14 protein-coding genes and 1 pseudogene are annotated in these 15,393 nt (G+C 44.9%); 3 read left to right on the top strand and 12 right to left on the bottom strand.

Annotation, left to right across the window (positions count from 1 at the left end):
• Nucleotides 1-4: 4 nt before the first annotated feature.
• The 8 genes from F947_RS13655 to nudC form a co-directional block, all read right to left on the bottom strand.
• Nucleotides 5-1,054 (bottom strand): SAM-dependent methyltransferase, encoded by a 1,050-nt coding sequence (locus F947_RS13655; protein ID WP_004976975.1) that lies wholly within the window; start codon nt 1,052-1,054, stop codon nt 5-7.
• An 8-nt stretch (nt 1,055-1,062) separates the two neighbouring features.
• Nucleotides 1,063-1,842 carry a DUF1295 domain-containing protein gene (locus F947_RS13660; protein WP_004976980.1) on the bottom strand — a complete coding sequence of 260 codons (780 nt, stop codon included), beginning with the start codon at nt 1,840-1,842 and terminating at the stop codon, nt 1,063-1,065.
• A gap of 25 nt (nt 1,843-1,867) precedes the next feature.
• Nucleotides 1,868-3,070 carry an SAM-dependent methyltransferase gene (locus F947_RS13665; RefSeq protein ID WP_004976984.1) on the bottom strand — a complete coding sequence of 401 codons (1,203 nt, stop codon included), beginning with the start codon at nt 3,068-3,070 and terminating at the stop codon, nt 1,868-1,870.
• Nucleotides 3,067-3,855 carry a DUF1365 domain-containing protein gene (locus F947_RS13670; RefSeq protein WP_004976986.1) on the bottom strand — a complete coding sequence of 263 codons (789 nt, stop codon included), beginning with the start codon at nt 3,853-3,855 and terminating at the stop codon, nt 3,067-3,069. Before F947_RS13670 ends, F947_RS13665 begins: the two co-directional genes overlap by 4 nt.
• A gap of 9 nt (nt 3,856-3,864) precedes the next feature.
• Nucleotides 3,865-5,148 (bottom strand): NAD(P)/FAD-dependent oxidoreductase, encoded by a 1,284-nt coding sequence (locus tag F947_RS13675; RefSeq protein ID WP_004976988.1) that lies wholly within the window; start codon nt 5,146-5,148, stop codon nt 3,865-3,867.
• Nucleotides 5,145-6,131, bottom strand: a complete 987-nt coding sequence (locus F947_RS13680; RefSeq protein WP_004976992.1) for an acyl-CoA desaturase — start codon at nt 6,129-6,131, stop codon at nt 5,145-5,147. Before F947_RS13680 ends, F947_RS13675 begins: the two co-directional genes overlap by 4 nt.
• Nucleotides 6,132-6,267: 136 nt before the next feature.
• Nucleotides 6,268-6,816 (bottom strand): lipocalin family protein, encoded by a 549-nt coding sequence (locus F947_RS13685; RefSeq protein WP_004976993.1) that lies wholly within the window; start codon nt 6,814-6,816, stop codon nt 6,268-6,270.
• 227 nt (nt 6,817-7,043) lie between these two features.
• A complete protein-coding gene (gene nudC, locus F947_RS13690; protein ID WP_035311262.1) occupies nt 7,044-7,817 on the bottom strand; it encodes an NAD(+) diphosphatase in 774 nt (257 codons plus the stop codon).
• Nucleotides 7,818-8,198: 381 nt separating this feature from the next.
• On the opposite strand from nudC, the gene F947_RS13695 reads away from it, so the two are divergent.
• Nucleotides 8,199-9,722: a cryptochrome/photolyase family protein gene (locus tag F947_RS13695; protein WP_004976997.1), complete on the top strand. Its 1,524-nt coding sequence runs from the start codon at nt 8,199-8,201 to the stop codon at nt 9,720-9,722.
• Nucleotides 9,723-9,725: 3 nt separating this feature from the next.
• Nucleotides 9,726-9,878 carry a DUF2256 domain-containing protein gene (locus tag F947_RS14420; protein ID WP_081402491.1) on the top strand — a complete coding sequence of 51 codons (153 nt, stop codon included), beginning with the start codon at nt 9,726-9,728 and terminating at the stop codon, nt 9,876-9,878.
• Here F947_RS14420 and F947_RS13700 read toward each other — a convergent pair.
• Nucleotides 9,875-10,129: a TIGR03643 family protein gene (locus tag F947_RS13700; protein ID WP_004976999.1), complete on the bottom strand. Its 255-nt coding sequence runs from the start codon at nt 10,127-10,129 to the stop codon at nt 9,875-9,877. The genes F947_RS14420 and F947_RS13700 overlap by 4 nt on opposite strands.
• A 590-nt stretch (nt 10,130-10,719) precedes the next feature.
• On the opposite strand from F947_RS13700, the gene F947_RS13705 reads away from it, so the two are divergent.
• Entirely contained in the window at nt 10,720-12,687 is a 1,968-nt protein-coding gene (locus tag F947_RS13705; RefSeq protein ID WP_004977001.1) for a BCCT family transporter, read from the top strand.
• Nucleotides 12,688-12,956: 269 nt separating this feature from the next.
• Here F947_RS13705 and tnpC read toward each other — a convergent pair.
• The 3 genes and pseudogenes from tnpC to F947_RS13720 all read right to left on the bottom strand — a co-directional run bounded on the left by tnpC (nt 12,957) and on the right by F947_RS13720 (nt 15,371).
• A pseudogene (gene tnpC / locus F947_RS13710) lies at nt 12,957-14,581 on the bottom strand (IS66 family transposase).
• 74 nt (nt 14,582-14,655) lie between these two features.
• On the bottom strand, nt 14,656-15,045 hold the full coding sequence (gene tnpB, locus F947_RS13715) for an IS66 family insertion sequence element accessory protein TnpB (RefSeq protein ID WP_079376920.1): 390 nt from the start codon (nt 15,043-15,045) through the stop codon (nt 14,656-14,658).
• On the bottom strand, nt 14,988-15,371 hold the full coding sequence (locus F947_RS13720) for a transposase (RefSeq protein WP_001055585.1): 384 nt from the start codon (nt 15,369-15,371) through the stop codon (nt 14,988-14,990). The genes tnpB and F947_RS13720 overlap by 58 nt, the downstream gene beginning before the upstream one ends.
• Between the last annotated feature and the right edge of the window lie 22 nt (nt 15,372-15,393).

Below are 15,393 nucleotides of genomic sequence, written 5' to 3' on the forward strand. Positions count from 1 at the left end.
TCAATTATACGGTTTTCTTTTTAAACAGAAAGTGACCGATCACCCACTCGCGTCCATGCTCATAACCGAACAGCTCGGCACAGGCCATAAAGAAAATCCGCCAGCGTTGCCACCAGATTGCGGCATCCGCGCCATAAGTTTTTTCAAACAAGGGCTTTAGCTCGGCCTGTTTAGCATCCATATTTTCTAGCCAAGCATTTGCGGTACGTTCATACTGCGTACCCGCCCATTGCCAGTGCTGCTCTAATTGCAAATGCTGCTGGAAATGTAGAAAGGTCGACGCTGCCGGCATCAGTCCGCCACTAAAGAAATATCTCGACATCCAGTCGAATTCATTTTTAACTTCAAACGGATAATGCAGGAAACGGTGACAGAAAATATGGCACCAAAGCAGACCATCTGCTTTCAGCCAGCTGCTGATATTTTCAAACAGTTTCTGGTAGTTGCGCACATGTTCAAACATTTCCACCGAAACCACGCGGTCAAAGGACGCGGGTTCCAGTTGCAGCACATTGACGTCGCAGGTGATCACCGTCAGGTTCTGCAGTTTTTTTAAACGGGCTTGTTCCTGAATATACTCGCGCTGCGTTGAAGAATTTGACACGACTGTAATACGGGCCGTTGGATAATGCTCGGCCATATATAGACTTAAAGCCCCCCAACCGCATCCAATTTCCAAAATATCCTGCCCGTCTTTCAGTTGTGCTCGCTGGCAATAGCATGCAAGGGCAGCTTCTTCGGCTTGGTCTAGCGTCATATCGGCATGTTTAAATAGACTAGCGCTATATTTCAAACGCTTACCGAGTACTGCCTGAAAAAATGCGGTCGGCAGTTCATAATGCTGCTCATTGGCTTTGTCTGTCTCAATAGCAATTTCGCTGTTTTTCAGCATGGTCAGCACATCCATATAGCGCTGCGCTGCCAATGCGGGGTTAAACCGACCTTCTTGTGCCAAACGTTTTTTGCTTAAAGTACGAATGCCTGCACGAATCACTGGGTCTGGCACCTTGCCATTTTCGATCAGTTCTAAGGTTTTTTGAATCATAAAGTCCATGTATTTACCTACTCTTTGGGTGGCCACGGAATAAACATTGAAGTTCGTCGTTGATAGTCTTTATAGTTGTCGCCACGGTGGGCGAGCGCCTGTTTTTCACTAAATGGAATACCTGTAAAGTAGTACAAGAATAGCCACATCAGCAGTGGATATATCCATAATTCATAGCATCCTGCTGCCAAACCGAGCACTGGATAGGCAAACCAATGCAGCCATTCAAAAAAATAATTCGGATGGCGCGAATATTTCCACAAACCCTGATCCATGGTTTTACCTTGATTCTGTGGATCTAGCTTAAAACGGTAAAGTTGCTGGTCGGCAGTGCTTTCGCCTATCAAAGCGGATAGCATGATCATGCCCGCCACAATCACAGTGACCAAAGTCCAGTCATTCCACTGCTGGGTCGGAAGACTCAACAGCTTCAGCATTGGGTAAGAAAACAGTAGAGCCAAACCTGCCTGAAATATAAAAAACACCAGAAAACCAAGATGCTGATAATCCCCCATCGCTCGGCGCATGTTGGCATAACGCGTGTCTTCTTGGGTTTCACTGGCATAGCGCCGTAACAGATGCCAAGTCAGCCGTGAAAACCAGATCCCACTCGCCAGTCCCAGAAATAAGCGAACCAACATCGGTGCACTGTCAATTGCCCAAGCGGCAATAATCACATTGAGGGCAATACTGAAACTCCAAGCGACATCGACCAGCCCTGCTCTGCGGTTATAGGTCACCAGCAGCCAGCTACAGAGCATGATAAAGACATTCAGCATCAGTAAATTCAGCAGCATTTCGTCCCTCCTGTTTTATCTTGGCTTAGTAGGCACTGGCTTCGAACAGCAGATGTACATCACTGATCACGCCTTCGCGGAAGCCACCTTCGCAATAACACAGATAAAAATCCCACATACGGATAAAACGCTCATCAAAACCAAGTTGCAACACCTGATCACGTTGCTCCAGAAAACGCTGGCGCCAACACTTCAAGGTTTGTGCATAGCTTTGACCAATATCTTCCAGATGTTTGAGACGAAGTTTTTGCTCAGAAGCCGTTTGCGTCATCACACTGATACATGGAATAAAACTACCGGGGAAAATATAACACTTAATATAATCCACCGTATTTAAAGCTTTAACATAGCGTGCATCTTCAATGGTAATCGCCTGTATCAAGGCTAGACCATTCGGCTTAAGGAGCTCGCGGCATTTTTGGAAATAAGTTGGTAAATATTGCTCACCCACTGCTTCAATCATTTCAATCGACACAAGCTTGTCGTATTTGCCTTCTAGTAAACGGTAGTCCTGAAGCTGTACAGACACCCGATGAGACAGCCCTGCTTCAGCAACTCGGGCTACAGCCTCATCATATTGTGCCTGGGAAATGGTAATGGTGGTCACCTTACAGCCATAATGCTGAGCCGCATAAATGGCAAAGCCTCCCCAGCCGCTGCCAATTTCAACCAAATGGTCCATCGGTTGCAATTGAAGTTTTTGGCAGATCAGTTCTTTTTTATAATCTGAAGCTTGTTCCAAGCTCATACAAGGGTCTTTAAACACCGCACTGGAATACATCATGCTGGAATCTAAGAACAATTTAAAAAAATCATTGCTCAAGTCATAATGCTCAGCAATATTCTGACGACTGCCATCAATCGAATTCTTGCGGGATTTATACCAAGCCTTGAGTACCAGCTGGCTAGCTTTTGCCACCACATTTTGATTCATCCGATCAAGCACATCACGATTACGCGCTAGAATACGAATTACATTGACCAGATCTTCACTGCTCCAGTAACCACGAATAAATCCTTCTGCTGCCCCCAGTACACCATTACGGAACAACAGTTCCATTAGACGGGTATCGTGCACCTGAATCACGGCCTGCAGATCACTGTTTTCGCCAACTGTTCCGCTCCAGATGCCTTTAAAAATCAGCTGACCATGCCGCAATTTCAGCAAATGCCGTAATACCACCGGCAGTTCGGTGTGCTCTCCCATTAACAGTGTTTTCATAGTCATGTCTTTCCTTTTTCTTTTTTAGGATGGCGGTAAAACGGAATTTTCTTTTTCCATAAACGAAAGGCATGCAGATAAATTCCGCTGACCATCCTGAAGGGTTCAAGAACTTTCAGTACAGCATAGCGATGCTGCTGTGAAGGAACTGTGATGACCTGCAGGGAAAATTTCAGGGTGGCATCGAATTGCAGCACGGCCTGCTCAAACAGCTGCATATGAATCACATTTTGTTGTTCTGAAAAGCTAAAACGCCAACGATAATCTAGCTCCATCGGCATGAACGGCGACACATGAAAGTCCTTTTTAAAATCAAACTGGTGACTTTGGTACGGCGCATGTTGGTCTGCATTGTTTCGGCAGTCGTGAATGTAGACCTGTCTTTCATTCCACGGTGTATTGGTAATTTCACTCAGTACAAATACCAGTTGGTCGGTGGCATCAAAGACTAGATAAAACACTACAGAATTAAAGCGAAAGCCGAGTGTTCGTGGCAAAGCCAACACCCGGATAGACGCGGCATGCGGTAACAGATAGTTTTCCTGCTTAATCAGCAGGCGTGCGACCTTCTGCCGAATCGAACCATATTCCATGGTCAGAAAATCCCGCTCATCCAGGGTCAGGAAATTCCAGTGCCTGGAAGACCATAGCCAGGATTTTTGGGTAAAGCTTGAGAGTTGATCCGGATCAAACCATAGATAAGTTAGCTGGGTCTCAAAAGTATGGGCTTTGGGCAGGTAACGGCGATGCCTAATTTCGGCAGGGGCAATGGCCAGTGGATACATCTGCATCATGTGCTCCTAGGCGGCCTGTTCGGCCTGTTTCAATAGCTGATCGACTACCCATAATGCGCTACGCGCCCCATCCTCATGAAAGCCCCAGCCCCAGTAAGCGCCACAATATGAGGTGCGGTTTTGGCCGTTGACCTCGGCCCAGCGTTGCTGTGCTTCAATCGCCGGGGCATCAAACACCGGATGACGGTAATGTCGTTCTACCCAGACTTTTTTTGGATTCAGGGCAAAATTAGGATTCAGGGTGGCAAAGACCTGGGTTTTGCAGTTCAGGTTCTGCAACTGGTTCATCCAGTAGCTAAAGCCATAATGTGTGCCACTGTGCTGGAATGGCGTCTGTTCAGTGACCTGAGTCGGCGTGACGTGTACATGCCAGCTGGCCCACTGGCGACGGGATTTGGGCATGATAGAGGTATCGGAATGTACCACCATGCGGTTATCCTGATAGCGGAACTTGCCTAGCACGTCCAGCTCCTGCGCGGTTGGGTCTTTCAGCAGTTTTAGGCTGTCATCGGCGTGGCTGGCGAAAATCACCCAGTCAAAACGCTCGCTGCCCTGTTGGGTTTCAATCAGCACATCATTGGCAGTGCGAGACACCTGATGCACAGCAGTTTTACGAAGCGTGATATTGCACTGGGCCTGAATGGCACGAACGTAGCGAGCTGATCCACCCTTGACCGTCAGCCATAAAGGACGGTCTTTGAGCTGCAACATGCGATGATGCTGGAAAAAGCTCACCACAAACTTATACGGAATCTGTCCGGCCTGTTCCACCGGGCAGGACCACAGCGCCCCGCACATCGGATAGAGATGTTCCTGACGGAAGGCTTCGGAATAGCCATGCCGATCCAGATACTCATCTATACTGAGCTGTGCATCGACATGCTCGACATCCAGATCTTTATTGGCGGCATAGAAGCGGAACAGATCCGACAACATCGCGCGAAAATCTGCATTAAAAAAGTTTTGAGGTCGGAACAATAACGAGAATTTTTTTGAAGGATTGTACTGTAAGCCAGTGACCTGATTATTCACCGAAAAGCCCATGTCACTGCTTTGCGATTGAATGCCAAGTTCTTTTAGCATGGCGCAGAACAGCGGATAGTTATGCTCATTAAAGACAATAAAGCCACTGTCCACCGCAACCTGTTCACCATCGATATTCAGCTGATGGGTATCGGTATGACCACCAAAGTAGTTATTCTTTTCAAAGACTGTGACTTCATGCGCTTTGCTGAGTTTCCAGGCAGCATACAGACCGGAAATACCTGAACCAATAATTGCAATTTTCATGGTGATTCCTTTGAATGAATAGTCGGAGTGCCGGTCTTGGCAGCTTTTTTCTGTTTTCGAGCCCGGGCAATTTTACTGACGTCATAGACACGTGCCGGAATAGGCTTGAGTCCCCAGACCAGCCCGAACAAAGACATGAGTTTCAGCAGGTAATAGGTCACATCAATCTGCCACCAGTAAAAACCCTGCCGGGTACTGCCGGCATAATAATGGTGATTGTTGTGCCAGCCTTCGCCCAAGGTAATGATGGACAAAAATAAATTGTTGCGGCTGTGATCGTCCGTATCAAAGTCACGGCTGCCGTAATGATGCGCCAGTGAGTTAATACACAAAGTGGCATGGATCAGTAACACGGTAGACACGACAAAGCCCCACACTAGCAATTGCAGGCCTGATGTACCAAGTTGCGGCCAGGTGATGGCCACCCACTCCCCGAGTGCATAAATTCCTCCCGCGGTCAGCAGCACCACAATTAAACTGAAGCGGTCCAGCCAGATCAGTTCCGGATATTTCAGCCAGTCCTTGATCACTTCTTTACGCGTGGCAAAATTATATTCATTTAAAAACCAGCCGACATGGCTGTACCAAAAACCATGTGTTGAGGAGTGTGGATCTTCTAGTGTATCGGTATAGCGGTGGTGATAACGGTGATGGGCCGCCCACCATAGCGGACCACGCTGTGCACTCATAGTTCCAATTAACACAAACAGGAATTGCACCGGACGCGAAGTCTGAAAAGTTTTATGTGACAGATAGCGATGAAAAAAGGCCGTAATGGAAAACATGCGGATTAGGTAGAATGCGAGCATGAAACCCAGTGCAAACCACGATACCCCCACCCAGAATACTGCCAGACAGGCCAGATGCAGTAGAATAAAGGGTAAAATTCTGAACCACTGAATTTTACTATTTTCAGCGGTCAGCGTTTCAGGCGATGTGTGTATGGACCAGCTGTCTATCCATCGCATCAGGCTTTTCAACATGGACTCATCCTACTTTTAAGCGGTTGTCTTTATTCTATTTGATGAGTCTAATCAGTCAGATATGAATTTTATGTGAAGTGAAATAAAAAAAGCCGAACTGTAGAGAGACTAATGAGTTCGGCAAAAGGGTAACAGATTAATGCGGCAATTTGATCAGTTTTGTGATGTCATAACCATAATATTTTGCTGTATCCAGATAGGACTCATAGGTGGCTTCATCCAGTTGCGGTTCGCGCGATAAAATCCACAGGTATTTGGTACTCGGTCCACCGACCAGCGCCACTTTATATTCTGGATCCACGCGTAATACCCAGTAATGCCCTTTGGTAAACGGAATCCATCTTAAACCTGGCGGCAAAAAGCTGACCTTCAGTTTGCTGTTGCCCTGATTTTGCGGATAGGCTACCCCTTCAGAGCTGATCATTTCACCATTTTCAATCCGGCAGCTATTTAAGACGGCCATGGTCTGATCGGCATTGACAGTGTATTGTGCCGAGATATCCGAGACACATTTACGCTGAAAATACATCGGTAAATGCGCAATTTCATACCATTTACCCGCATACTGCCGGATATCCACCTGATCGACTGCCTGAGGGGCAACCGTTTCAGCTCGGGCAGTAAAGCTTAAGCTGATGATGGCCAGCGCTGTAACTGCGAAAACCGACTTGAATAGCATCTTCATTTTTAAGCCTTGTTTGATTTCAGGATTAGCATAACCCAGCTGGATGTGAACAAAGCGTGAAGATTAGATGCTGCGATTCAGTTTTTGTTGAGATGCCATTCGTTTATCCGCTAAAAAATAATTAAGTCTTCAACATTAGAAAATTCAGGTTCTCGGGAATTACACCGATCGAAAATAAACCTCCTGATTCTTTTCTTAATTTAAGCAGTCAAACCAGACTAGTTAATTCAAAGCCATTCTTTGCTGTCATCGGCAACAGGTGTGCCATGCATCACATGCTGAATCATGGCATAGGCGATACTGCCCTTGAACGGAATCTCGGGTAACTGATCAAACTTAAAAAACTGCGCATCGCTGAGTTCATTTTCCTGAATCTGAATCTCGCCTGCATGATATTCTGCCCTGAAGGCCATCATCAAATTGCTGGGAAACGGCCACGGCTGACTGGCTAGATATTGAATATTTTTGATTTGTAGTCCCACTTCTTCCATAGTCTCACGGCGTACCGCCTCCTCCAGGGTTTCGCCCACTTCGACAAATCCGGCAATCAGGCTGTACATCTGGGTTTTGTTACGAGCATTTTTTGCCAGCAGAATTTCATCTGTACCTCGGGTAATGATAGTGATCACACAAGGATTCACACGCGGATACTGGTTATAACCACAGGATGGGCAGACCATAGCATAGTGACTGACGTGCTGCTGGGTCGGGTGGCCACATTTACTGCAAAAGCGGTGATTACGGCGCCACTCTAGCAACTGCACAGCACGACTGGCTTGTTCAAACTGTGGTCTGCTCCAGACCTGCACCAATTGCCGGATCGGGACTAGTTGATAGCCTTCAGGTACTAATTCATTTTCTTTTAGATCCCGTGCAATGACCTGGCCATTTTCCGACAGATCCAAGTCGTGCTGCAGTCTTGCGACCTGCGGCAACTGAAAATGCTCATCCACCATTAATTGCTGCTGTCTAAAAATATACGCTTTTGAATGCATGCTCATGACATCCACTGATTAAAAAAATCCCATACATGGGGGTGTATGGGACAAAACTAAGGAAACTTACGTAGAGGAACTTCTCTTTAGATACTAAGCGCACGCTGCCTGAATTACAACCATAATAATTTGTATCTTTTTGATTAAAATCACATAATTTTCACAACAATTATGTATTCAGGAATAATGCGAAGCGAGTTTCATCAACTGGCTGTAGCATTATAGAGATGAACACTCTGTTATTGTAGCAATCATAATTCCTGTGCAATGTTAGCAGATCATCTGGTCGGGCGGAATTGACTGAACATGCGGACTGATCTGTATTTCACAAAAAATTGAACTGGCTGGCTTTACACTAGACTATCTTTGATCGGGTCTGGAAAGGCTATGCGTTTCGGTTTAATTTTAGGTGACCAGCTTCATCATCAGCTCGCTACGCTTAAAGCGCTGGACCGTACCCGGGATGTGATCCTGATGGCCGAAGTGGTTGAGGAAGCGACTTATGTCGCCCATCATCCGCAGAAAATTGCCCTGATTTTTAGCGTGATGCGGCATTTTGCCAAAGAGCTCAAAGCGAAAGGCTGGCGTGTACGTTACCATGCCTTTCAGTCCGGCAGTCCGATTCGTAGCCTGCTGGATTTCGTACAGGCACAGCAACTGCTCTTCCCCGTCACAGAATTGGTAATGACCCGATGCGGGGAATACCGCCTGCAGCAGCAGATTGAACAGCACTGGAGCCAGCAGCTGCAACTGCCAGTACAATGTCTGGATGACGATCGTTTTTTCTGTAGCCCGGAACAGTTCCGGCACTGGGCCAGCCGTTACCAGACGTTGCGCATGGAATATTTTTACCGGGAAATGCGTAAACAGACCGGTTATTTGATGCAGAGACAGCAGCCACTTGGACAACAGTGGAACTATGACAGCGCCAATCGCAAGGCATGGTCAGGCACTCCACCATTGCCTCCAACACTTCATTTTGAACGCGATCAGATTGATCTGGATGTACTGGAACTGGTTGAGCGCGAGTTTCCGCTTCACGCTGGCAGCCTTGACAACTTCCGCTGGGCCACCACACGTAGCAATGCTCTGCTTGCACTGGAGCATTTCACTACCCACAGTTTGCCGCATTTTGGAGATTATCAGGATGCCATGGTTCAGGGTGCAGACATGCTGTTTCACAGCCTGCTCTCGCCTTATCTAAATTGTGGTCTGTTACTGCCCAAAGAAGTCTGTGATGCGGCAGAAGCTGCCTACTATGACGGTCATGCACCACTGAATGCAGTGGAAGGTTTTATCAGGCAGATCCTCGGCTGGCGCGAATATGTCCGCGGAATTTACTGGCTGTACATGCCGGAGTATGCCAGCCGCAATGCGCTACAGTACTCAACACCGTTGCCACAATTTTACTGGACTGGCCGCACTCAGATGAACTGCATGGCTGAGTGTTTCCGTAATACTTTTCAGCATGCGTATGCACATCATATTCAGCGTTTGATGGTGACTGGAAATTTTGCCTTATTAACTGGTGTAGACCCGCAGCAGATCAGCGAGTGGTATCTGGCAGTCTATGCCGATGCCTATGCATGGGTAGAACTACCGAACACCTTGGGCATGGTAATGCATGCCGATGGCGGGTTGATGGCCAGCAAACCCTATGCCGCTTCAGGCAATTATATCCATAAGATGTCGGATTACTGCAAGCACTGTAGCTACAATGTCAAAACCCGTACCGAACCGGACAGCTGTCCTTTCAACAGCCTGTACTGGTATTTCATGATTAGGAATGAGGAGATATTCCGTACTCATCCACGTATGGGAATGATCTATCGACAGCTAGATAAACTTAAAGATCGGCAGAAAATTATCAGTCATGCCCAGCAACTTCTTAGCCAGATCAATGAGTTATAAACCATGAAAAAACAGTATCTCCCTGAAAAAATCTGTATCCACTGTTTGCGCCCTTTTACTTGGCGCAAGAAATGGCAACGCTGCTGGGATGAAGTCAGATACTGTTCTGAACGATGTAAACGTGAGTCCAGACAGCTTTCAAAATCAAACGCTTAGAAACGCTTGTATTGCCGTGAACAATAGGCCCGTATCACGTCGGGGGAACGCAGTTGCAGATGTTTGGTTTTTCGGCCGGTGACGCGTTCACGCCACATTTTAAAACTCGATGCTTTCATATTTTGCCGCATCAAGCGGATCACCGCAGCTTCATTTAAACCATACTCACATAAAATAGCTTCAAAAGGAGTTCGATCTTCCCAAGCCATTTCTATAATTCTAGATAAGTCTTCTTCAGAAAATTGATTCATACTATTCTCGTTTTTAATCATCATGAAGCGTCAATAAGCTTTATTGACTTTAATTTGACTAAAAGAATAACAGTACAATCATGAATTTTTTGTGATTTTTTCTAGTTTACTATCGCTTTGTTGCATAAAGATTTTAAAGATAGAGCTTTCCTAAGTTGTTCAAATTTAAGGGCTTTGTTGCATAAATATTTCATGACTACATGATTTTAAAAGTGTTTATTATTTTTTGATCCAAAATTAAATTTATTTAAATCAGATGCTTACATATTAATGCAACAAAGCCTCTGTGAGGCTAGTTGATCTTTCAGATTATGCTAAGGTATTAGCCTTATAAGCTATGAATAACCATCGATTTACTAGCCACACTTTTCCTAACTAAAAATTTACCGTATATAAAATACTGAAATGCATTTTTACACCCTGAGTTTTACTAAAAGGTAAATCCAATGATATAATTACAAATCAGTTGTTCTGCCGATAATTCTGTACCAAGCACACTCATCAAGGGATTGATTTCCTATCTTTTCACTCAATGTGAAATTTTTGCTTTTATCTACACGCACCAAACTACGACAAAATACGGGGGAATTATGCCTTCCAAAAAAGCATCTTGGTTTGATAACGTCAATCCAAATGTATTTTTTAGCACCGTGATTATTATTTCTGTTTTTTTAGCATTAGTGATATTTACACCAGATGCTTTTAACTTGCTCACCAATCAGTTAAACCAATGGATCACAGCCTCATTTAGTTGGTTTTATGTACTTGCTGTCGCCATTTTTCTGATCGCGCTTACCTGTATCGCCTTGTCTAAAATGGGGCGTATTAAATTAGGTCCAGATCATAGCGAACCTGAATATAAAAATAGTTCTTGGTTTGCCATGTTATTTACCGCAGGAATGGGTATTGGCTTAATGTTCTTTGGTGTGGCCGAACCCGTTATGCACTATGTTAGCCCACCGACTGGAACACCCGAAACCATCCAATCTGCCCAACAGTCGATGCGTATTACTTTTTTCCACTGGGGATTGCATGCCTGGGCTATTTACGCTTTAGTGGGATTAAGTCTTGCTTATTTCTCTTTTAGACATAACTTACCTTTAAAGGTGCGTTCAGGCTTATATCCAATTATTGGCAAGCGAATTTATGGCCCTATTGGCGATGGAATTGATACTTTTGCAACTATAGGCACAATATTCGGTATCGCAACCACTTTAGGTTTTGGTGTAACTCAAATTAGCTCTGGGCTAAATTATCTATTTGATTTTGAAAATAGTATTCAAACCCAAGTTATCTTAATTATCTTAGTCAGTGCACTCGCATCATTTTCAGTTTTTCTTGGTCTTGATAAGGGCATTAAACGACTTTCTGAACTAAATATCATTTTGGCCGTAATACTGCTCGCATTTGTATTTTTCGCCAGTTCGAGTATTTATATTTTACAAACCACCATTCAGAACATTGGTCAATACGTTTCCAATTTATTTGCAATGACCTTTAATCTGTATGCCTATCAGCCTACAGGCTGGATTGGTGGTTGGACCATCATGTATTGGGCTTGGTGGATTTCATGGTCGCCATTCGTTGGTATGTTTATCGCTCGTGTCTCCCGTGGACGCACCATCCGTGAATTTATTGTAGGGGTATTACTCATTCCCACAGGTTTCACTTTGGTATGGATGGGTTTTATGGGTAATGCCGCGCTATTTAGTATTCTTTTTGAAAATCAGGGAGGTTTAGTTGCTGCTGTAGAAAAAGACTCTTCTGTTGCCTTATTTGAGTTTTTAAAGCACTTGCCATTTTCTGGAGCTTCTAGCTTACTTGCAACGGTTTTAGTTTTTCTATTCTTTGTGACTTCTGCAGATTCTGGGTCTTTAATCACCGATTATTTAACAGCAAAAACAGAACATTCTCCTGCGTGGCAACGACTGTTTTGGACAGCAACTATTGCTGTGCTCTCTATTATTTTATTGATTGCAGGTGGCTTAGAAGCTTTGCAGTCTGCAGTTATTATGAGTGCCCTACCGTTCACTTTTATTATGCTGCTATTGTGCATCGGACTCATCAAAGCCTTACGTTTAGATGTGACTAAGATGCAAGCTTTACAAAGTGCTCGAATCACACCACGCGCTATACATAATCCAAGAAGCTGGCAACAGCGTTTAAGTTTAATTATGCATTCGCCTCACAGTGAATCCGAAGTCAAAGCCTATATTAAACAGGATGTACGTCAAGCATTTCAGAATTTAAAGCGTGAATTTCAACGTCGCCAACTGGATGTATCTATTGTCGAAAGTGATCAAGGCTTACTATTCAAAGTCAATCATCATGATGAAATTAATTTTATTTACCAAGTAGCTGTAAGTAAAACTCTCGCTCCAAGCTTTATGCTTCAAGATCAAAATGAAGATACTCAGCAGTCTTATATTGCTGAAGCGTTTTTACGGGAAGGTGGTAAAAACTACAATGTGATGGAATGGACACAAGAAGACTTACTTCAAGACATTTTGGAACAATATGAGCGGCATTTATATTTCTTAAATGTGGTTCGCAACTAAGTATTGGAGACTGTAAATTAAATTGTGTAATTGCCTGAATTTGCTATGCTTAAAACAATGAGTGTAACGAAATTGGTTTGATCCGAAGGACAACTAGCCCGACCCGTGAAGGAATGCTCATATTTTTATTTTTTTGTGATTTAAGTTATATTTATTGCAGAAATTAGTGCGGTAGTTTATTTTTTAGCCCGATCTCCCCTGGTCGGGTTTTCTATACTTAAAAATAGCTAAGAACTTTGTAAGCGTCCGCTGAATCCCATGCCTATTTTTTAATTTGAGTTGGATTTCCAGCGATGTGGCGTAATTCTTCTATTTGGGTCGCTTTATGCGTCGGCAGCCTTTTCAGCACATCACTGAGATAGGCATACGGATCTAGCCCATTCAGTTTTTCTGACTGAATCAGCGTCATAATATTTGCCGCTCGTTGACCGCTGCGCAGCGAGCCAGCAAACAGCCAGTTCTTGCGCCCTAAGGCCCAAGGTCGCATTTGATTCTCTACCCAATTATTGCAAATCGGTAGATTGCCATCATCCAGATAGCGGCTTAAAGCTGGCCAACGCTTCAGAGTGTAATTGATCGCCTTGGCGGTTGGAGAACTCGATGGCACAGTCAGTTGATGTTGGTTGAGCCATTCATACAGTTGTTGCATCACTGGTTGACTATGCTGTTGTCGGTATTCGCGGCGCTGTTCTGCTGTACCATCGGTCTTTTTCCTGAGTTCTGCTTCTATCGCATACAGTTTCTGAATCAGCACTAATGCCTGTTCAGCGACCTGACTTTTTTTGGTCACATGCAGTTCATGGAATTTACGACGCGCATGCGCCATGCAGCCCACCTCAATGACCTGACCTGATTTAAAACGTGCTTTATAACCACTGTAATCATCACAGACTAGATGGCCTTGCCAGCCATTCAGGAACTCTTCAGCATGCTGACCTGAACGGCTATCCTGAAAGTCATAGATCACCGCTTGAACTGGATTGTACTGTGTGGTGGCATAGGCCCAGACATAACCTTTCTTCGGTTTTTTCTCATTCTCACCCATCCGTATGATGGTGACCGGCGTTTCATTGGCATGGATCACCCGCTGTTGCAACACCACCTGTTTTAAGGCATTAGCCAGAGGTTCCAGTTCCACACCGCAGCGACCAATCCAGTCAGATAAAGTGGATCTGGACAGATCAATGCCAGCCCGCTGATAGATCAGGCGCTGACGGTACAGCGGCAAATGATCGGCATACTTCGATACCAGCACATGGCTGAGCAATTCAGGTGAAGCAATGCCTTTATCAATCACATAGGCGGGCATCGCTTGCTGAGTCAGAGTGTCGCACTGATCACAGACCCATTTGCCACGGACATGCTGTTCCTTATAGAACTTTGCCGGTCTGAAATGCAGTTTTTCACTGACATCTTCGCCGATACGACGGAGTTGGCAGCCACAAGCACATTGGGTTGATGCAGGTTCATGCTCAATACGGATGGTGTGTAGATGATCTGGCAGTGGTCGACGTTTAGGTTTATTGGTTTTGGCTTTCTGTGTCGCTGCATTGGTTTTATCTGCATTTAGCCGTTCCAGTTCTAGATCAACCGCGGCAATATCTTCTTCAACCGCTTCATCCCACAGATGGATTTGTTTTGCAGTGAGATGTTCGTTTTTACTGCCGAATTTGTGCTGTTTAAATAGTGCGAGTTCATGCTCGTATTTTTGATTGAGAATAGAAAGATGTTGAACTTTAGAATCTAATTGCTGATTGGTGACTTCAAGATGTTGAACTCTGGCATCTAATTGCTGGTTTGATTGTGCTAGAGACTGATGCTGCATCGCCAACTGTCTGGTGAATTCCAGCAGTTGTTCATGGGTCAGTTGGCTTAAGTCAGGCAGCGTATTCATGACCGCAGTATGCCTGAGGTCATGAAGAGAATGAAATAGAACGTTTGGAGGATGGCAGAATGGTCGAGCTTGGTTTAGAGCATATTCACCACTTGCTGCAATCCAATTCTCTGCCAGGGCAAACCTTGGATTAATGCCTGTAACTGTTCTGGGCTGAGGGCCACGGTTTCACCTTGGTGAACTTGAGCCCAGTGAAATTTACCCTGTTCCAAACGCCGGGCACACAGCCAGATGCCCAGTCCATCATGTACCAACACTTTCATACGATGACCACGTTTATTACAGAACAGGTAGGCGCAATGCGGTTTGATGTAGCCAAAGGCTCTCACCACCTGAGCCATGACAGTATCCATTCCTGCTCGCATATCCATGGGCTGGGTAGAGAGCCAAATTTCATTGATACGGATCATGTTGCCAGTGCCTTGAGTAATTCTGCCAAGGCAGGTATTTCTGATGTCTGCCATTTTAGCTGAATATCATTATTCGTATGAGGCACGGTGATACACAACGTGATCCTCTCATCAATAGGTTGGCTGATTGCAGCAGTGTAAGGCAAAGCAATAAATGCTGGATTCACATGAGTAGGATCCTGCACGGCACCCTCATGATGGCTGAAGATCCTGATCCAACGACTGACAAGGTTGGCATTAATACTATGTTGCAGTGCGACCGAAGCGATCGAGGTATTAGGATTTTTGCAGGCATTGACAATACTGAGTTTGAATTCTTTGCTGTATTTTCGGCGTTTTTTAGCAACAGGAGGTGTTGCTGAATATATATCCATGTTCATGGATTAAGTCCCCACTTGTTTT

This window comes from Acinetobacter towneri DSM 14962 = CIP 107472 (assembly GCF_000368785.1).
GTDB lineage: Bacteria > Pseudomonadota > Gammaproteobacteria > Pseudomonadales > Moraxellaceae > Acinetobacter > Acinetobacter towneri.